Source organism: Sinorhizobium sp. CB7, assembly GCF_041357635.1.
In the GTDB taxonomy this organism is placed as follows: domain Bacteria; phylum Pseudomonadota; class Alphaproteobacteria; order Rhizobiales; family Rhizobiaceae; genus Rhizobium.
The window spans coordinates 136,795-155,913 of sequence record NZ_JAULLL010000018.1; the positions used below are offsets into that span (position 1 = coordinate 136,795).

The following is a 19,119-nucleotide window of genomic DNA, read 5'->3' on the forward strand; positions in this document are numbered from 1 at the left end:
ACCGGCGCCCGGCTAAGGTCTGCCGGAGCCACCGTTTCTGAAATAGACCTGTCTTTCCTGTTCCAAGGACCGCGCCGACCTTCTGAGGTGCAGAAGGTCCTTTCTTGCGATCAGCCCGACGAGAACGCCGGTCACGGGATCGGTGATGGGAATGCGTCCGGTATCGCCCTTGATCATCAGGTCGGCGATGAAGCCGACGGTATCGTCCGGGTGCCCGACGGGGATGGAAGCGTCCGAGACTTTGTCATAGAGCGTTTCCCCTTCGAGCTCGGTGGCCGTCTGCCATGCCAACGCATCGGCACGCGACACCACGCCCACCAGCCGGCCGTCCGGCTCGATCACCGGATACAATCTGTGCGCTTCCTGCTGTGATGAAAGGAAATCGCGAGCCTCGGTCGCCGGCATTGACGCCGGCAGGGTATCGACTTTCCTGATCATGATCTCGCCCGCGCGCGTCAGCTCGAACGGGTCGATGCCATATTCACGGGTGATATGCTGGCCACGCCGCGCGATCTTTTCCGTCAGGATCGAGCGGCGGAGCAGAAGGACCGTAACCGCATAGGCAACGACAGTCGCGGCCAGCAGCGGTACGAGCGTGCTGACGTCGCCGGTTATCTCGACAGCAAAGAAGGTGCCGGTTAGCGGAGCCCGCATCGTGCCACCCATCATCGCGGCCATTCCGAGCAGCGCCCAGAAACCGGGTTCGCCGGGGAAGGCAAGCCCGACGAGCCATCCGAGTGCGCCGCCAAGAATGAGCAAGGGCGCGAGAACGCCTCCGGATGTGCCGGATGAGAGCGCAACGAGCCAGATGCCGGCCTTGACAAGAAGGATTGCCAGAACGGCCGCAGCCACGACATGGCTGCTCAGAAGATCCGAGATGATGTCATATCCGACACCTAGAGCCCGCGGCTCGATCAGTCCGCCAAGACCCACAATGAGACCGCCGAGCGCCGGCCACCACATCCAATGGATGGGCAGCCTTTCGAACGCGTCTTCTATCTTGTAGAGCAATGTCGTCAGCAAGCCTGACTGCAGACCCGAGATAACCCCCATCGCCGCACAGAGGAAGATCCCCCACCACGGCAGTTGCATATGAAAATTGGTCGGAAAGAGGGGACCTGTCCCGAACAGGAGCGGCCGCCAGCAGATCGAAACGCAGGCTGCGACGGCAACCGGAATAAAGCTGCGCGGCTTCCACTCAAAAAGCAGGAGCTCGACGGCAAGCATGACGGCGGCAATCGGGGAGCCGAAGATCGCGGTCATGCCGGATGCCGCACCCGCCACCAGCAATGTCTTCCGTTCGGCGGCGCTCATGTGGAAAAATTGCGCGAACAGGGAGCCGATCGCGCCCCCCGTCATGATGATGGGGCCTTCTGCGCCGAAGGGCCCGCCGGTGCCGATCGAGATCGCGGAGGATAGGGGCTTCAGTATGGCGACTTTCGGAGACATGCGGCTGCCGCCGATAAGGATCGCTTCAATCGCTTCCGGGATTCCGTGCCCGCGAATTTTCTCGGACCCGAAACGCGCCATGAGCCCGATGACCAGGCCGCCGATAATAGGCGCCAGCACCATCCAGAAAGACCGGGGGACTTCACCAAGCGAGGGGGCCACGATGCCGATCTGTCCGAACCAGACGATGTTGGTGACCAACGCTATGAGACTGACCAGCACCCAGGCTGCGAATGCGCCGCCGGTTCCGACAATGACGGCCATTATGATGAGAAGAAGAACGCGGCGATCGGTCGTAAAATCTCCGGCTTTTCGGCGCGCCAGCCCGCCGGTGAAGTCATGCGAGGGTGGAAAAGAGTGATCGTTCATGGAAAGCCTGTATTTTATCAGGGCGACGTTTGAGGGCGGCCCTCAATATATCGTAATACGACATAAATCAAATGCGGATGTCAAAAATGCGAACGGGTGGAACGACGAACTCAGGAAAGAACGAGGATGAGCTGTTGCAGGCGCATTACGAGGCGCTTGCAACTTTGCGCTACACGTTGCGCAAGTTCATGGATTTCAGCACCTCCGCAGCCCAGGAGGAAGGGCTCCCGCCGCAGCAGCATCAGGCGTTGCTGGCGATCAAGGGACATCCGGCGGGAGAGACGATGACAATCGGCATGCTGGCGGAGCGGCTCCTGATCGCACCGCATACGGCGACCGAACTTGTCGGGAGACTGGCTGCCGCCGGCTACGTGCGGCGTGAGACGGATCGCGATGACAAGCGCCGCCAGACGCTGCAACTGACCGAAAAATCAGAGGATCTGCTGCGGCGTCTCAGTGCAATCCACTTGCGGGAGATCCGCGACATGGCGCCCAAGCTGATCACCATTCTCACGAAGTTGCAGAAGGAGATTGCCTGAGCGGATGTTCTACTCAGAGGATTGCGCAGGAACTTGAGCAGGCGCCGTGCGTCCTCGACGCGCGCGATGGTTCGTCAGATCCGCGCCGGCGTCGCGCGGCAATCTCAGGAAAGTAATGACTGAGGTCAGCGAAATCGCGCTGACGACGAAAAAGGCGGTATGAAAATCGGATAGCTCGAGCTTTCCGCCGTGAAAGCTGCTCGAAACTTCGAGAATTCCGCCGGCGATCGCAACGCCCATGGCCATGGAAATGCGTTGGACAACGGCATTGATCGAGGTCGCCTGGCTGCTGTCGGCGTCGCTGACATCACCGAAGGCCATGGCGTTGACGCCGGAAAAGGCCATCGAACGCAGCAGTCCGCCGATAAGCAGGCAGGCCATGATCAGTGGCAGCGGAGTGCTCGGCGTGAAAACCCCATTGATCCCGAGAAAGATCGCCGAGATGAAGGTCGTAATCGAGATCACCGTGCGAAACCGGAAGGTGTCGTAGGTTCGGGTTGCCGCAAATTTGGAGCTCAGCGAGCCGACGGCGGTGACGAAGGTTACGGAACCGGACTGCAGCGGCGTGAGGCCGAAGCCCAGCTGCAGCATCAGCGGCATCAGGAAGGGCAGGGCACCAAGTCCCATGCGGAAGTTCGAGGCGCCGAGGATTGCCGCCCGGAACATCGGATAGCGGAACATTTTCGGATCGAGCAGCGGATATTCGGCGCGCCGGGCATGCAGCAGATAGCAAATGCCGGCGATCACGCCGACGGCGAGCGTCAGATAGCCGTAGAAGATCGGCACGGCAGGCAGGCTGATGACCGACACGCCAAACACGAAACCGCTGAAGCCTATGCCCGACAGAAAGAAGCCGATGAAATCCATCGGCCGCGGGCTGCGCGGTTCGACGGCGGGTAGAAACTTGGTGACCAATAGGATGCCGATCGTACCGATCGGGACATTGATCCAGAAGATCCAATGCCAGCTCAGATAGGTCGTCAGGAATCCGCCAATGGGCGGTCCCATGATCGGGCCGATCAGGGCGGGGATGGTGAGCCAGGCCATGGCGTTGACCAGCTGATTGCGCGGAGTGCCGCGCACGAGCAAAAGCCGGCCTACCGGCGTCATCATCGAACCGCCGGCGCCTTGGATCAGGCGCGAGACAACGAAAGCGGCAATCGAATGGGAGAACGCGCAGCAGATCGAACCAATCATGAAGACGAAGATTGCCAGCCGGAAGATGTTCCGTGCGCCGAACCGGTCGGACATCCAGCCGCTAATCGGAATGAAGATCGCGAGCGCGACAAGATAGCTGGTGACCGCAAGTTTGAGCGCGATCGGCGAGGTGCCGATATCGGCCGCAATCGCCGGCAGGCTGGTTGCAATGACAGTCGAATCCATCTGTTCCATGAACAGGGCAACCGCAAGAATCATGGGCGTTAAGCGGGGCACGGTCGGACCAGACGGGGAATCGAGCTACGCGAAAAAGTCTTCTGTTCGTTATGGGGCTATCGAGACAACCGCAATAGGGCAATTTCGGGTGCGGCAATAGGAACCGGTTCGATACGTGCCGGAGCATTAAGCGATCCGACTGAAGGTGATCGTGCCCGTCTGGGCTCAGTGCGTGACACGAAGGAGCTGCTGCCGGCGCTCCTTCAGATTACAGCTGAAAGTAAAAAAAGCTTCGGCCGAAACGGTCTCGAAACCTCCCGGCTGTCTAGGTTTCGAACGCTCGATCGAGCGTGGTTGAGGCATATCGGGGGTACTAGACGATGCTACGCATTATTCCTGCCAGAACGCAATCGGAGGTGGATATCATTCGCGTGCCTATGCAATCATATGTAAATGATATCAATGTTGATCTCTCCTTTCAAAATGTCGATGCCGAGATGGCCCAGTTGCCGGGAGAATACCAACCACCGTCGGGTGAGTTGCTGCTTGCTCTCGTTAATGACCAACCGATCGGATGTGTTGCTCTCCATCAGATCGGTCTTGCAAGCCACGCAGAAGTCAAGCGGCTATTCGTCCGGCCGGAGGCTCGCGGCACCGGCGCCGGGCGAGAGCTCCTGAGAGCGGTGACACAAGTGGCGAAAGTTCTAGGCTATAAGCGGATCGTGCTGGATACAATGCCGACGATGAAAGCGGCAATCGGCCTTTACGAAGCGCTCGGCTTCAAACAAGTTCCGGCTTACTGGAACAACATTCTTCCAGTTATCTATTTTGGCAAAGACCTGACGGAGCTATCAGCATAGGCCGATAATAAGCCACGAATTCATCCCGCGGAAATGTAATCGAATGCAGTCCACCCGCGTCGTGCCGTCTCGCACTTTTCGCGTGCCCCGGAGTCAGGCTTGTGATCTTGCAACTGCGATCGACGACCGTTCGACAAGATGGCAGCCGAGCTCGACGCGCCGTGTCGGCAAGGTCAGGCCGAGCATCATGTCGCGCAGGAGATCGAGTGCTGTGGCGCCGAGTTCGCGTATCGGGATATGCACCGTCGAAAGCGGCGGGTTGAGAAAGGCCGATTGCGGAAGATCGTCGATGCCGACCACTGAGACGTCGCGCGGCACGTCGTATCCCATCGCCTGCAAGCCACGAACGGCGCCGTTTGCAAGGCTGTCGCCGGCGGTCAGAATGGCGGTAAAGGAGAGGCCGTTCTGCTGCACATGTCGTGTCAGCGTTTCCGCACCGAGCTCCGGCAGCCAGTCGTCGACCTCCAGCACGAGATCGGCATTCGCCTTCAGCCCATGATGCCGCAGCGCGTCGCACCAACCTTCCATCCGTCTTTCGATCGTTCGGCGTCCCGGTCTGAGCATGAAGAGGATGCGTTCGTGCCCGGCCTTGATCAGCCGTTCCGTGCCGATGAAGGCAGCGGACCGGTTGCAGGGGGTGACGCTCGAAAAGCGCATGTAGGGATCGTCGCTGTTGACCAGCACGACCGGCTTTCCAAGCCCGGCGGCAACCGCCAGCATGTCTTCATCGTCGAGGGTCAGGATCAGCATCCCGCCGAGGCTCGGATCGTCTCGCATTTCGGTCACGACGCGCATCTGGTCGGTGCTATTTGCGACCGGCCGCATGAGAACTTCGATGCCGAGGGTTGCCGCGCGCGCATTCAGCCCTTCGAGCACATAGAGGGTAAACTGGCTGCGGACATAGTCGATCATTGCCGCGCTGGAGGCGACCAGGATCACCTTCTTGCCGGCCACACTCGCTGGTACCGCATAGCTGATGGCGTTTGCCGTCTCGATTACCAGCTTGCGGATTTCCGGCCTGACACCCTTTTCGCCGGCCAGTGCTCGTGACACCGTGCTGATCGATACGCCGCATCGCGCAGCGATATCGTCAAGACGCGTTCGCCTGCCTTTTTTCTGTTCGCTTGCCATGCGGCATCCTCACTCCGGTGTCCTTTATGCAAAAATCTTTCAGATTGCGCAAATGGAATGCCTATGCACAATGACCAATGAGGAGACTGCGACGAGCGGGCGCATGCAGGAGGCTTTGGAATGGATGGCGCATGGGCCATTGGTCAGATCACCTGACGAGACAGCAAGCATGAGCGAGAGCAAGCAATCGTATCTCCGCCGGGCGACTGCGAGCGGACAGCCGATCGTCCATTGGCAGCTCGGAAAATTGCGGGAACAGCGCTACGACGTCGCCGACCAGCCCATGGAAGGCAAGATGGATCCCTTTTTCTTCGTCACCAAGACGAAGAATTTTATCCCGCACGAATATCCCTGCCGCACCGCGTTCAAGAAGACCTATTCCGGTCGCCGGCCGCAGCCGGCGCTCGACTTCGAAGCGAACCGCTGGTGGTTTCCCTTCGGCTCGCCGCGCGTCGACCTTTCCGGCTTCTGGTTCCGTCCGACGCGTATCGGCAATTGGGCTCGCACGTTTATCGACGCGGAGTCGACCGGCGCCGCCAAACTGCGCCTTTCCACCTGCGGCGGCGCGATCCTCTTCGTCAATGGCGAGGAGGTCGGCTTCATGGCGCGCTATGAGCGCAATCTCGAAACGCAGCAGACTTTCGAGATCGAGCTCACATCCGGCCTCAACGAAATCCGGGTTTATTTTGACGATCTCGCCGAGCGCGACGCACGCTTCTATTTCCAGCTCGATTATGTTTCCGGTCCGAAGATCGAGACCGCAATGCCGGTGCCGATCGCTGGGCAAGAGGCGGATGTGCTCGAGACAATCCTCGAAGGCATGCGTTTCGATCGTGCCGCCTATTTCGGGCAGGATGTCAGGATTATCTTTCCGTTGCCGCTTCCGGCCGCTTTGACAGCCCATGTCGGAATCGAGGGCGACTTCATGTCGACCGAGCGTTTCGACCTTGATTTCGAACTCGCCAAGGGTGCAACGGTGCTGGAGCTCGGCACGTCCAAGCGAATGCCTGCCGATTTCCGCCACTTCCATATCACCTTACGGATTGGCGATTTTGCCGCCAGCCGCACACTTGGTGTCGAGATCTGTCACAGCGAACGACAGGGAGAGGCGCCGGCTTCGCTGCAGGAGCGCGTTGCCGAAGCGCTCGCCGAGGTCGCCACCTATTCCGAGCGCGATACCGTGCGCGCCTTCGCACGCCTGGCCCTGGGGCAGGGAGGCGAAGACACCGAAGGGATGATCGAGGCGATGCTGCCGGTCATCGAAGACTGCCACGACTGCGCCGATTTCGTGCTTGTGCCGCTGATCTTCGCCTATATCAGGTGGAGCGATCTGCTTTCACCGGATCTCCGCAGAAAGATCGAATACGCCATCCTCAACTATCGCTACTGGATGGACGAGCCGGGCAATGACGTTCAGTGGTACTTTTCCGAGAACCACGCACTTCTTTTCCACACGGCGGCCTATCTCGGCGGCCGGCTCTTTCTCGATGCCACCTTCGTCCGCTCCGGTCGCACCGGCTCCGAACAGAGCAGAATCGGCGAAGAGCGGGTGCGCGCCTGGCTCGATCATTTCGAGCGCTGGGAAATGGCGGAATGGAACTCGGCGCCCTATTTCCCGATCGATCTCAAGGGACTGAGCGCGCTTGCGGCATGCGCGCCGGACGAGACCATCCGCGAGCGCGCCAAGGCATGTATGGTCCGTCTGATGGAGATCGTTGCCCGCTCGGCTCACCAGGGCATGCTGACCGGCAGCCAGGGGCGCTCATACGAACACACGCTGCGGCCCGGCCGCTCGGTGGAGCTCTCCGCTATCGCCCGGATGCTCTGGGGCCGCGGCTGGTATGGCCGACGCTTCCATGCTCTGCCGCTGCTTGCCGTCTGCCTCCGCGATCACGGCCTGCGCATTCCGGAAAAACTGGCGGCCATCGCACTGCACGCGCGCGACACGGCGCAGGAGTGGACCTTCTGCCAAGGCGAGAACCGTTTTGCCGCGCTCTATCACTACAAGACCCGCGACACGGCGCTTGGGACGGTCGCGCATTATCGGCCCGGCGCCTGGGGCTATCAGGAGACGGTCCTGCATTTGCGTCTCGGCGCCAGGCCGGAAGCGCAGATCTGGATCAATCATCCCGGCGAGACGATCCAGTTCGGCCATGGCCGGCCGAGTTTCTGGGGCGGTTGCGGAACGCTGCCGCGGGTCCATCAGTATCGCGATCTGGCGATTCTCGATTTCGACGTCCACGACGGGCAGCCGGACTTCACCCATGCCTGGTTTCCGATCGAGGAATTCGATGAAGCTCGCGTCGACGGCAATCTGGCATTCGCCCGCTCAGGCAACGGTCTTGCGCTTCTGATCGGGAGTGCGACGTTCGAGAAGGTTGGCGAGGGGCCGACGACGGATATCGAGCTGCGCATGGCCGGGCGCAAGGGGCGCTGGCTCGTCCGCTTGTCCGACGCGGCACGCGAGGGCGATCTCGAAGGCATGCGCCGGCGCCTTGGCGCGCTTGCGGCCCGCCGGGATGATGAAGGGGCGTTCATCGTCCTCGATCCGGACTACGGCCGCATCGTTTTCGAGGAGGACGGCACTGTTCGGGCCGAAGGCCGCATCCTTCGCCCGTCGGACTGGTCTGTCCAGGGTGACGCGACATATTTGCCCTTACCGGGCTCTGGGCTACGAGGTGCAGCTTCATAGATGTGCTGTCCGGCAGGGGAGGAACTGGCCGGAAGGTAACTTGCTCAAGAGGAGGAGAAAATGACCAGAGTGAGATCGATCGCCGCGGCATTCGCCGCGGTCCTGCTGTCATCGGTTGCCGCACAGGCAGGCGATGTCCGCATCATGTGGTATTCCGATGGCAGCGAAGGCCAGGTGGTGAAGGACCTGCTGTCGCGCTTTTCGAAGGCCAATCCCGATATCAACGTCATCCTCGACGAAGTCTCCTATGACGTCGTGAAGGAGCAACTGCCGGTGCAGCTCGAAGCCGGTCAGGGGCCGGATATCGCCCGCTTGACCAATCTCAAGGCACTGGCGCAGCACTGGCTCGATCTTCGCCCCTATCTCGCCGACGCGAAATACTGGGACGACAATTTCGCAGCTCAGGCCGACTGGCTGCGCCCGGATGGCTCAAACGCCATCACCGGCTTCATGACGCAGATCACGCTAACGGGCGGTTTCGTCAACAAGACGCTGTTCGATCAGGCGGGGGTCGAGATCCCCGGTCCGAAGGCCACGTGGGACGACTGGGCGGCGGCAGCCAAAAAGGTCGCCGAGAGCCAGCAGGTCTTCGCCATGGCTATGGATCGCTCCGGCCATCGCATCTCGGGTCCGAACATCTCCTATGGTGCTAACTACATCGCCGCCGACGGCAAGCCAGCTCCGCTCGATCAGGGTGCCAAGGACTTTCTGAGCCGCTTCGTCAAATGGAACGAGGACGGTACGATGAACAAGGATGTCTGGGTGAGTGCTGCCGGGACCACCTACCGCGCAGCGGCCGAAGACTTCATCAATGGCGGGCTCGCCTACTATTACTCGGGCAGCTGGCAGGTCCCTGGTTTCGCGCAGAAGATCGGCAACAATTTCGATTGGGTCATGACGGGAAGTCCATGCGGCCCGGCGGCTTGCTCCGGCATGCAGGGCGGTGCCGGCCTGGTAGCGGTCAAGTACACCAAGAATCCGAAAGACGTCGCCAAGGTGATGGATTATCTGGCAAGTGCCGACGTGCAGAAGGAGTTCGCCGAACGCAGCCTCTTCATTCCGGCACACAAAGGGGTCGCATCCGGCCAGCTGGATTTCAAGACCGACAATCCGCACGTGAAGGCAGCCCTGAAGGCCTTTGTCGAATCCGCCCCGCAGACCGCAGGTCCGGCGATGAAGCTTCCGGGCTGGAAGTGGTCGGACGCCTATTATAGCGCGATCGTCGCCCGCATCAGCCAGGTTATTGCTGGCGAGCTGAAGCTCGACGATGCCTATGCCCGCATCGACGAGGACATCAAGGCCAAGGTCGCCGGCAACTGACGGAATAAGCATATGACGGTGGAGACCGCTTCCGAGTCATCGGCGAAAGCCGGCCTGCGACAGGTTCTCTACACGCCTGTCGGGTTCGTTATGGGATTGATCGACATCCCGATGCGGGCCTGGCAGAGGCTGACGGGACTTGGCGGCATGGCGGGCATTTTCCTGGCACCGAACATGCTGATCTTCACCATCTTCGTACTCGTGCCGCTGGTCATCAACTTCATCTATTCGACGACCAGCGGCAGCGCCATCTTTCTTCCCAGCCGCACCTATGTGGGTGCGGACCAGTATCGCATTCTGTTCGATTGCCGGAACTATCTCGATCCGGCAAGTTGCGCGGCCGATACCTTCTGGAGCGCGGTGCGCAATACGGCGGTCTTTGTCGTCTTCCAGGTGACGGCGATGATCATCGTGTCACTGGCGACGGCCTTGATCCTCAATCGGGAGCTTTCCAATCGCGGCTTCTGGCGCGCCGTCTTCTTCTTTCCGGTGCTGCTGTCGCCGGTCGTGGTCGGCCTTATCTGGAAATGGATCCTGCAGCGGCAAGGCCTCCTGAACTATGCGCTCTCTCCCTTTGGCTTCGAGCCGTTCTCCTGGCTCAGCGACCGTTTCTGGTCTTTCTTTTTTGCCGTTTTCGTCTCGGTCTGGGCGCATATGGGCTTCTACGCGCTGATCCTGCTCGCCGGTCTGCAGGCGATCCCGAAGGACCTCTATGAAGCCGCAGCCATGGACAAGGCGGGTCCCACCCGCATCTTCTGGCGCATCACCCTGCCGCTGCTCATGCCGAACCTGATCGTCGTGCTGGTGCTGGCGCTGATCCGTGCAGTGCAGATCTTTGACGAGGTGTTCGTTCTCACCGGCGGCGGGCCGGGGACAAGCACCATGTATATCACGCAATATATTTATGAGACCGGCTTTGCGAGCTCGCTGCGCAATCCCGGTCTTGCATCTGCCGCTTCGATCCTGATGGGGATCGTGCTCGTCATCCTGACGTTGATCCAGCTCGGCGTCGGCAGGCGCACCGAAAAGAAGGAAGAGCGTGAATGAATGGGATCGCCGCCTTCATCTTCCGCCGTCGCGGCGGCCGCGGCTGGCATTGGACGGATGTGGTCAGCTGGATCTGGCTGATTTGCGGCCTGTTCCTGATGTTTGGGCCGGCGGTCTGGCTGGTTCTTTCCTCTTTCAAGACGCCTGCCGCCCTTGCCGAGTTCCCACCCTCCTTCCTGCCCTACGTGACGGAGCAGGCGACGGTGCCGGGCTATGACAAGCCGCTGCCGGTTTACAACGTCACAATGCCGGATGGCAGCCGGCGCGTGCTTGCCGAGATCAGGCGTATCGGCATCATCGCCCAGATGGTCGATCCGAAGGCACCCGGTGAGATCATCAAGACGAACATCAAGGACCGCACCCCGGTTCGCGAGGTCGAATTTGCCGCCGGCAACTATACCGAGCCCTTCGAACGTTTCGACTTCTTCCTCTTCCTGCGCAATTCCGTCTTCGTGACATCCGTTGCGACGATCATCACCCTGCTCGTCAATTCTATGGCCGCATTTGCGCTATCGAAGTACCAGTTTCCGGGCCGCGCCGCCGTCATGCTGATGATCCTTGCGACGCTGATGGTGCCGCTTTCGGTCATCGTCGTGCCGCTCTATTCCGTCATCGGCACGCTCAACCTTTTCGACAGTCTCTGGGGCGTCATCCTGCCGACGGTCGCAACACCGACCGGCGTCTTCCTGCTCCGCCAATATATGCTGACCATCCCCGACGAACTGATCGATGCCGCGCGCATGGACAAGGCCAGCGAATGGCAGATCTATTGGCGCATCGTGCTGCCGCTCTCTGCGCCAGCACTTGCCGTGCTCGCCATCTTCTCGGTGGTCTGGCGCTGGAACGACTTCCTCTGGCCGCTGATCGTGCTCTCGCGCAAGGAGCTCTATACGCTGCAGGTCGGCCTCAACGTCTATGCGGGCGAACTCAATGTGCAGTGGCACTATATCCTCGCGATGACGGTCGTCTCGATGATCCCGGTCGTGCTGATCTTCGTTTTCCTGCAGCGTTTCATCACCACCGGCATCGCCGGTTCCGGCCTGAAATAGGAGAGTGCATGAGCCGGCTCGAGCTCAGTAATATCGTCAAGAATTTCGGTGCAGTCGAGGTGATCCGCGACGTTTCGCTTGCCGTAGAGGACGGCGAATTCATCGCTTTCGTCGGCCCTTCCGGCTGCGGGAAATCGACGCTTCTGCGCCTGATCGCCGGCCTCGACAAGCCGACGAGCGGCAGCGTCTCCATCGATGGCAAGGATGTAACGCAGATCACCGCCGCCGATCGTGGCCTTGCCATGGTCTTCCAGTCCTACGCGCTCTATCCGCATATGAGCGTGCGCCAGAACCTTGCCTTCGGTCTCGAAAATACAAAGGTGCCGAAGGACGAGATCGAAACGCGGATTAACGATGCGGCCCGGATGCTGGAAATCGAACCGTTCCTGCGGCGTCGCCCCGGCCAGCTTTCTGGCGGCCAGCGCCAGCGCGTCGCGATCGGCCGTGCCATCGTGCGCCGTCCGGACGCCTTCCTGCTCGACGAGCCGCTTTCCAATCTTGATGCCGAATTGCGGGTCAGCATGCGCGCCGAGCTTGCGGCCCTTCACGCCCGTCTCAAGGCCACGATGATCTATGTCACCCACGACCAGGTCGAGGCCATGACGCTTGCTGACCGCATCGTCGTGTTGCGACGCGGCCGGATCGAACAGGTCGGCACGCCCCTGGAGCTCTACAACAAACCCGCCAATCGCTTCGTTGCCGGTTTCATCGGCGCGCCGCACATGAATTTTCTCGAAGGCAGGATCGTTGGCCACGACGGCAAGTCCGCGCAAATCGAAACCGTCGGCGGCCATCGCCTTTCTGTCCCGGCCGCGGCCTCGCACACCGCCCGCGAAAAAGTCAGCGTCGGCATCCGTCCCCAGCATGTCACACTTGCGGATCAAGGGGCTTCCGGCACGATGGAAACGCGCATCACTCTTGTCGAAGAGCTCGGTTCCGAAACCGTCGTTCATGCCGAGGCAGAGGGCCATAAGAAGCTGGTGGCGGTCCTTGCCGGGCAGAAGCGGTTGAAGGTGGGGGACGGCCTGGCGCTGCGGTTCGATCCGGAACTGCTACATCTGTTTGGCGAGGACGGAGATCGCCTGTCTTAGGTAGGGCGATTGCAGGAAAAGTGAGAAGCGGTTTCCCATACGGAATTCCGTAAAAACAAAGGGTTAGTGCGGTTTTGCGGTTCCAAGAAACGCTGAACCGCTCTAATTATGAACTCTCAGGAGGTTGTCCTTGCTGATCGGTGAGGTGGGATTTCCATGAGGGGTGGCCTACAGGGCATCCTGCCAATCCACGATCTCATTGTTGGTTGTTTGGCGCCGCCGTCGCCCCATCTTGCCTCATTCCTGTGCCTGTCACAGGAATCCAGCAGCGCCGTGTCCACGGCGCGGGAGACTCGCCTTTTCGCGATGCCGGCAGATGGCGGGAGATCTCTTTGCCTGGTTCCACCATAACGACCAATGAGCAAGTCGACCAGTTGACAGGAGTCTTTTCGCCGTGCCGACGCACGGCGGCTGGATTCCTGTGACAGGCACAGGAATGAGGGAAATTGGGGAAGCGTCCGCGCCAGACAACCGCTATCTCGCGCTACAACTTGGACAACCTCCTGAAAGCTCACGTCTAGACGCTTCGGGTACTTTCGCGCTCGAGCAGCTGCCAGTCTACCGAGACGCGCTGAGAGGGTCCGTCATTGATGCGCGACACGATCATCTCCGCCGTCAGGCGTCCGATGCGTTCGCGATCCGGCCGGACCGTCGTCAGCGACGGGGTCATGCATGCACCGGCCTCGCTGTCGCCGAATCCGATGACGCCGATATCGTCCGGTACCCGCTTTCCTCTCTTTCGCAACGCGCGCAGGACTCCGAATGCGACAACGTCACTGTTGCAGACGATGCCGTCGATTTCCGGATGCCGATCGAGAAGGTCGAACGCGAGTGCCTCTCCCAGATCGGGATGCCCGCTTTCCTGCCGCGTGGCCATGACGACGGGGCTCAAGCCGCTCTCGATCACACGCTCCTTCATTCCTTCCGCACGCTTGCGCGCACGGGCATCGTTTTCCCGGACACTGCCCAGAAAAGCGAGTTGCCGGTAGCCGCACCCGATGAGATGTGCAGCCTGCGACGCGCCGATCGCCCGATGATCGAGGCCGACCGCAGAATCGATGATCGTGCCGTTCAAATCCCACATCTCGATGATCGGTACGCCGGATGCGCGCAGCAGCTCGTCGACCTTGGGATGGTGGTCGACGCCGATGATGGCAACGGCGGCAGGCCGCCAGCTCAAAATCGAGCGCACCAGGCGCAGTTCCTGTTCGGCATCGTAGCGCGTATTGGCCAGCATGACCTGCAGGTTGCTTGAAAGAAGTGCGGACTGCAGCGTGTCGACGATTCCGGCGAATTCCGAATAATAGAGCGACGTCACGACGACCCCGACGATGTCGGAGCGTGTTCCCGCCAGTCCGCCGGCGAGCCGGTTCGGAACATAGTTCAGCTCCTCCATCGCCTTGGCGATCTGTCGCCTGAGTTCGGCACGCACGGTATTCGGTGCCCTGAGTGCGCGCGAGACGGTATTGACCGAAACGCCAACGCGATCGGCAATCGATGCGAGCGTCAAGGGTGTTCGGGCCTCACCTTCCCCAGTCTCTCCAGCCATAGTGCCGCTCCCGTCGGGAAAAAGGCTCAAAGTGAGCGTTGCGTTAGCGCTAACTTTGTGCCATGTTTCGCCGGTGAGGACAAGGGCCAGCCTTGAGCTTGGTCCACGGAGGAATTTCAATGCTTCAAACAGGCAACTACTCGCGAGACATTTCACGTTCTTATAGTGCACTCAGTTTGTAGATTTAATCAACATTGAACTTTCATCACGAACCGGCAATCGGGAGTGTCAATCATGGCTGATCGGCCCAACATCATTTTGATCATGACGGATCAGCAGCGCTATGATTCTATCGCCGCCCTAGGTTTTCCTTACGCTTCGACACCGAACCTCGATGCACTTGCAAAAAAGGCCGTGACTTTCACCGATTGCCACATCACGGCGCCGAGTTGCGTCCCCTCCCGCGCCAGTCTCTTCACCGGCTACTATCCCCATACGACCGGCGTTCTCAGCAACGGGCAGGCCTGGCAGCGTACATGGGTCGAAAAGCTGAAGGATGCCGGCTATCGCTGCGTCAATATCGGCAAGATGCACACCATTCCCTATAATTCGGATTCCGGTTTTCACGAACGCTACGTCGTCGAGAACAAGGACCGATATCTCGAAGGCCGCTGGTATTTCGATGAATGGGATAAGGCGCTTGCCGCAAACGGCCTGGTGAAGCAACAGCGCGAACTCTATCGCAAGCGCGACGATTACAAGGAACGCCTTGGCGCCTTTGATTGGGAATTGCCGGAGGAACTGCACTCGGATGCGTTCGTCGGCAATATGGCCAAGTGGTGGGTGAACACCTACCCGCAGAGCGAGCCGCTTTTCCTGCAGGTCGGCCTGCCCGGGCCGCATCCGCCCTACGACCCGCCCGCCCGCTACTCCGAGCCCTATCTCCGGCGCAATGATCTGCCACTGCCGAAGCCGACGAAGGAGGAGCTGGATGGGCTACCGTCGGTGCTCAAGGAAAAGCGCGTCCATGATGTCGAGGTGGACCACGATTCAGTCGTCTGGAGCCTCGATCCGACACCCGAGCAGATGCAGCGTCTCTGGTCGCACTATCTCGGCAATGTAACGCTGATTGACGAAAAGATCGGCGAGCTATTGGAAGCCCTGAAGGAGCGAGGCTATCTCGAGGATGCGATCGTCATCTTCACCTCCGACCATGGCGAATGCCTTGGCGATCACGGCCTGATCCAGAAATGGTCGATGTATGACGTCGTCACCCGCGTGCCGACGATCATCTGGTCGACCGCGGGCCGCTTCGAGGGCGGCCGCGAGGTCAACGGCCTCTGCCAGCTCTTCGATCTGGGCCCGACTATCCTGGAATATGCGGGTATCGAGCCGCCCAAGTCATTCGAAGCGCGCAGCCTCAAGCCCGCCCTTGAGGGCGGCGAGTGGACGCCGCGCACCCACGTCTTCTGCGAACAGGCAGGTGACGTGACACTCACGGGCACGGAATTCATCACCGGCGTCCGCAGCGATCGCTGGAAGCTCGTGCATTTCAAGGGATCGGAAGAAGGGCAACTCTTCGATCTCGAAAACGACCCGAAGGAAGTCCGCAATCTCTGGGACAATCCGGATTATGCCCACAAGCGGCAGGAGCTGCTGGACGTGCTGCGCGACTGGCTGATCGAGTCGAACTTCCGCACGCGTGACGTCATGGCAGGTGCGCGATGAACGCGGCAAGACACGCCACGACCCATGTCGGCTTTCGCTGTGTCGTCCGCGGAGGGCGGGAATGATGGCAGAGACAACCGCAGAAGCAACAAATAGCGCGCCGTCGCGAGCCTTCCTGTCCAGTGCGACGGGCATGCTCGTGCTCAACATCGTCTCCGTCACCGCGGGATTGCTGATCTGGCAATTGATCACCGCGCAGGGGCTGGTCGGTCTGCCGACGCCGACTGAGGTCGCTTCGCAGGCGCTGATCCAGGCGGAAAACGGCCAGCTCCTTGATGATGCGCTTGCAAGTCTCGGGCGCGTGCTGACCGGCTTTGCGCTGGGCGTCGCGGTTGCCGTTCCCGTCGGCTTCCTGATGGGATGGTATCGCGTGGCACGCGGCATCATCGAGCCCTATGTGCAGTTCTTCCGCACCATACCGCCGCTTGCGATCATTCCGCTTGCCATTGTGACGATGGGCATAGAGGAAACGCCGAAGATCTTCGTCATCTTCCTGGCGGCATTTCTGTCCAGCGTCGTTGCGACTTACCAGGGCGTCATCAGCGTCGACAGAACCTTGATCAACGCCGCGCGCGTGCTCGGCGCCGGCGATTTCACCATTTTCCGTCGCGTCGTCATTCCAGCATCCACGCCCTACATCATGGTCGGTGTTCGCGTCGGCCTCGGCTCTTCTTGGGCCACGGTCGTCGCGGCCGAACTCATCGCCGCGCAGTCCGGCCTCGGCTTCCGCATGCAGCAAGCACAACTCTACTACGACCTTCCGACGATCTTCGTGAGCCTGATCGCCATCGGTGTCCTTGGCCTCGTCATGGACCGGATCGTCATGGCGGCCGACAAAATCCTGACGGCCTGGCAGGAGAGACTATGACCACCAAAATCGCCTTCCGGAACGTCTCCAAGACGTTCGACAAAGGGCAGGGGTCGTTCCTTGCCTTGGACAATTTCTCGCTCGATATCGATGACGGCGAATTCATCACGGTTGTCGGGCCGTCAGGCTGCGGCAAGTCAACGGCGATGAACATCGCCGCAGGCCTCACCGAGCCATCCTCCGGCCGTGTGGCGGTCGACGACATGGAAGTCCATGGTCCGGGGCCGGAGCGTGGCGTCATCTTCCAGCAATATGCACTCTTTCCCTGGCTTACTGTGCGCGAAAACGTCGAGTTCGGTCTCAAGATCGCCGGTCTGGCGAAGACGGATCGCCGGCGGATCGCCGACCATTTCATCGCCCTCGTCGGTCTCTCCGACTTCGCCGATTCCCTGCCAAAGACCCTTTCGGGCGGCATGAAGCAGCGCTGCGCCATCGCGCGCGCTTATGCGGTCAATCCGAAGATCCTGCTGATGGACGAGCCCTTCGGAGCGCTCGATGCGCTGACCCGCGTACAGCTGCAGGATCAGCTCCTGACGATGTGGAGCCAGGAGCGCCGCACGGTCATGTTCATCACCCATGACGTCGACGAGGCCGTCTATCTTGCCAGCCGGGTAATCGTGATGGCGGCGCGGCCCGGGCGGCTGCACAAGATCATCCCCGTCGACTTGCCTTATCCCCGTACCGAAGACGTGAGGCTTTCGCCCGAATTCACCGAACTGCGCAACCAAGTCTGGCGCGCCGTTTATCACCCCGCATCCCAATGACAGCGAGAATAAAAGGAGGAATGACAATGCTGACGAGACGTACATTCATGACGGCGACCGCGGCGCTCGCCGCTGCTGGAACCCTGCCGCTCGCCCGGAAGGCGAATGCCGCTTCAGATACCCTGAGCATCGGCTATATCGCGGATTTCCCCAACGCCAGCGTCTTCGCGATCGCCGAAGACCAGAAGCTGTGGGATGCCGAGGGGCTCAAGCCCGATCTCAAGGTCTTCACCAACGGCCCGATCCAGATCCAGGCAATGGGCGCGGGCAGCCTGAATTTCGGCACGATCGGGCCTGGCGCCCTCTGGCTTCCGGCAAGCGGCCGCGCCAAGGTCATCGGCGTCAACGACATTGGCTTCAGCGATCGCGTGATTGCACAGGCTGGCATCAATTCGCTTGGCGATCTGAAGGGCAAGAAGGTCGGCGTTCCGCAGGGCACCTCCGGCGATATGATCCTCCGCCTCGGTCTCGCCAAGGTGGGCTTGACGGTCAACGATATTCAGCTGGTGCCGATGGATCCGAGCACGATCGTTGCCGCCTTCTCCTCGAAGCAGATCGACGCTGCCGGTATTTGGTATCCGCTGATCGATGCGATCAAGCCACGCGTTCCCGACATGAAGGAACTTATCGCCAACGAGGATTTCTATCCGAATACGTCCTTCATCAACACCTATGTCGCTCGCAACGAAATCGTCCAGGAAAACCCCAAGCTCGTCACCAGCTTCCTGAGCGTGATGAAGAAGGCGATGGACTACAGGGCCGCCAACCTCGACCGTTCGATCGAGCTGACGGTTGCCTTCCTCAAGGCGCCTGCCGACGCGACCGCAAAGGTCGCCAAGAGCCGCAAGATGCTGACGAGCGCCGAGCTTGACACGTTCACTAACGACGGGACGGTCAACAAGTGGCTCGCCGACTTCAACAAAATGTTCCAGGATTTCGGAACCCTCAAGGATCCGCTTCCGCCGGAAAAGTACTACGAAGGTAAGCTGTTCACGGCTGCTTAGCTCGCGCGGAAAGAGCGGGATGTGTGCGGTTTTCCGTTCTCGTCCCGCTCTGGATGTGAGCTTTCGGAGAAGGTTGTCTGTGTTGATGCGTGAGCTAGGCGGGGTGTCTATGAAGGGCAGTGCGAGGACACGACTGCCCGCTTAACTCGATGATCAGGACCGGGATGCGCCTCTCTCGGCCCTCCTGTAACAGGCACAGGTAAGGGAGTTTAAGTCGCCCGTTCCCCAATCACCGCCTGAAATCCACCCTTATTTCGGAGGCAGTTGTTTGACGCGGAAGCCTCCCCAAGCTCCCTCTTCCCTGTGCTTGTCACAGGGATCCAGCCGCCGTGCGTCGGCACGGCG

Annotated in this window: 15 protein-coding genes; 11 read left to right on the forward strand and 4 right to left on the reverse strand. The window is 60.4% G+C overall.

The genetic code is table 11. From position 1 onward, the window contains the following. Positions 1–12 precede the first annotated feature (12 nt). Positions 13–1,818 (reverse strand): chloride channel protein, encoded by a 1,806-nt coding sequence (locus AAE029_RS28185; RefSeq protein ID WP_371076216.1) that lies wholly within the window; start codon positions 1,816–1,818, stop codon positions 13–15. 86 nt (positions 1,819–1,904) lie between these two features. Here AAE029_RS28185 and AAE029_RS28190 point away from each other — a divergent pair, with 86 nt between their 5' ends. After that, positions 1,905–2,357, forward strand: a complete 453-nt coding sequence (locus AAE029_RS28190) for a MarR family winged helix-turn-helix transcriptional regulator (RefSeq protein WP_371076217.1) — start codon at positions 1,905–1,907, stop codon at positions 2,355–2,357. Between the two features lie 9 nt (positions 2,358–2,366). Here AAE029_RS28190 and AAE029_RS28195 read toward each other — a convergent pair whose 3' ends face one another. Further along, on the reverse strand, positions 2,367–3,773 hold the full coding sequence (locus AAE029_RS28195; protein ID WP_371076218.1) for an MFS transporter: 1,407 nt from the start codon (positions 3,771–3,773) through the stop codon (positions 2,367–2,369). A gap of 338 nt (positions 3,774–4,111) precedes the next feature. Between AAE029_RS28195 and AAE029_RS28200 the strand changes: the two genes are divergently transcribed. Further along, positions 4,112–4,591 (forward strand): GNAT family N-acetyltransferase, encoded by a 480-nt coding sequence (locus AAE029_RS28200; protein ID WP_371076219.1) that lies wholly within the window; start codon positions 4,112–4,114, stop codon positions 4,589–4,591. Between the two features lie 93 nt (positions 4,592–4,684). Here AAE029_RS28200 and AAE029_RS28205 read toward each other — a convergent pair whose 3' ends face one another. Next, complete coding sequence (locus tag AAE029_RS28205) at positions 4,685–5,722, reverse strand: LacI family DNA-binding transcriptional regulator (RefSeq protein WP_371076220.1); 1,038 nt, start codon at positions 5,720–5,722, stop codon at positions 4,685–4,687. Between the two features lie 169 nt (positions 5,723–5,891). Between AAE029_RS28205 and AAE029_RS28210 the strand changes: the two genes are divergently transcribed. The 5 genes from AAE029_RS28210 to AAE029_RS28230 are packed head-to-tail and all read left to right on the forward strand — an operon-like array spanning position 5,892 to position 12,921. Further along, a complete protein-coding gene (locus tag AAE029_RS28210) occupies positions 5,892–8,414 on the forward strand; it encodes a hypothetical protein (RefSeq protein ID WP_371076221.1) in 2,523 nt (840 codons plus the stop codon). A gap of 60 nt (positions 8,415–8,474) precedes the next feature. Next, a complete protein-coding gene (locus AAE029_RS28215) occupies positions 8,475–9,734 on the forward strand; it encodes an ABC transporter substrate-binding protein (protein WP_371076222.1) in 1,260 nt (419 codons plus the stop codon). Positions 9,735–9,746: 12 nt separating this feature from the next. Then, positions 9,747–10,781: a carbohydrate ABC transporter permease gene (locus tag AAE029_RS28220; RefSeq protein WP_371076223.1), complete on the forward strand. Its 1,035-nt coding sequence runs from the start codon at positions 9,747–9,749 to the stop codon at positions 10,779–10,781. Beyond that, on the forward strand, positions 10,778–11,830 hold the full coding sequence (locus AAE029_RS28225; RefSeq protein WP_371076224.1) for a carbohydrate ABC transporter permease: 1,053 nt from the start codon (positions 10,778–10,780) through the stop codon (positions 11,828–11,830). The genes AAE029_RS28220 and AAE029_RS28225 overlap by 4 nt, the downstream gene beginning before the upstream one ends. 8 nt (positions 11,831–11,838) lie before the next feature. Beyond that, positions 11,839–12,921 (forward strand): ABC transporter ATP-binding protein, encoded by a 1,083-nt coding sequence (locus tag AAE029_RS28230; protein WP_371076225.1) that lies wholly within the window; start codon positions 11,839–11,841, stop codon positions 12,919–12,921. Between the two features lie 517 nt (positions 12,922–13,438). On the opposite strand, the gene AAE029_RS28235 is transcribed toward AAE029_RS28230, so the two are convergent. Further along, positions 13,439–14,470, reverse strand: coding sequence for a LacI family DNA-binding transcriptional regulator (locus AAE029_RS28235; protein WP_371076226.1), 1,032 nt, complete (start codon positions 14,468–14,470; stop codon positions 13,439–13,441). A gap of 234 nt (positions 14,471–14,704) precedes the next feature. Here AAE029_RS28235 and AAE029_RS28240 point away from each other — a divergent pair, with 234 nt between their 5' ends. The 4 genes from AAE029_RS28240 (at position 14,705) to AAE029_RS28255 (ending at position 18,774) form a co-directional block, all read left to right on the forward strand. After that, positions 14,705–16,138, forward strand: coding sequence for a sulfatase (locus AAE029_RS28240; RefSeq protein WP_371076227.1), 1,434 nt, complete (start codon positions 14,705–14,707; stop codon positions 16,136–16,138). A 133-nt stretch (positions 16,139–16,271) separates the two neighbouring features. Then, positions 16,272–17,006, forward strand: a complete 735-nt coding sequence (locus AAE029_RS28245; protein WP_371076236.1) for an ABC transporter permease — start codon at positions 16,272–16,274, stop codon at positions 17,004–17,006. Continuing rightward, positions 17,003–17,770, forward strand: a complete 768-nt coding sequence (locus tag AAE029_RS28250; protein ID WP_371076228.1) for an ABC transporter ATP-binding protein — start codon at positions 17,003–17,005, stop codon at positions 17,768–17,770. Before AAE029_RS28245 ends, AAE029_RS28250 begins: the two co-directional genes overlap by 4 nt. A gap of 29 nt (positions 17,771–17,799) precedes the next feature. After that, positions 17,800–18,774 carry an aliphatic sulfonate ABC transporter substrate-binding protein gene (locus AAE029_RS28255; protein WP_371076237.1) on the forward strand — a complete coding sequence of 325 codons (975 nt, stop codon included), beginning with the start codon at positions 17,800–17,802 and terminating at the stop codon, positions 18,772–18,774. The last annotated feature ends 345 nt before the right edge of the window (positions 18,775–19,119 follow it).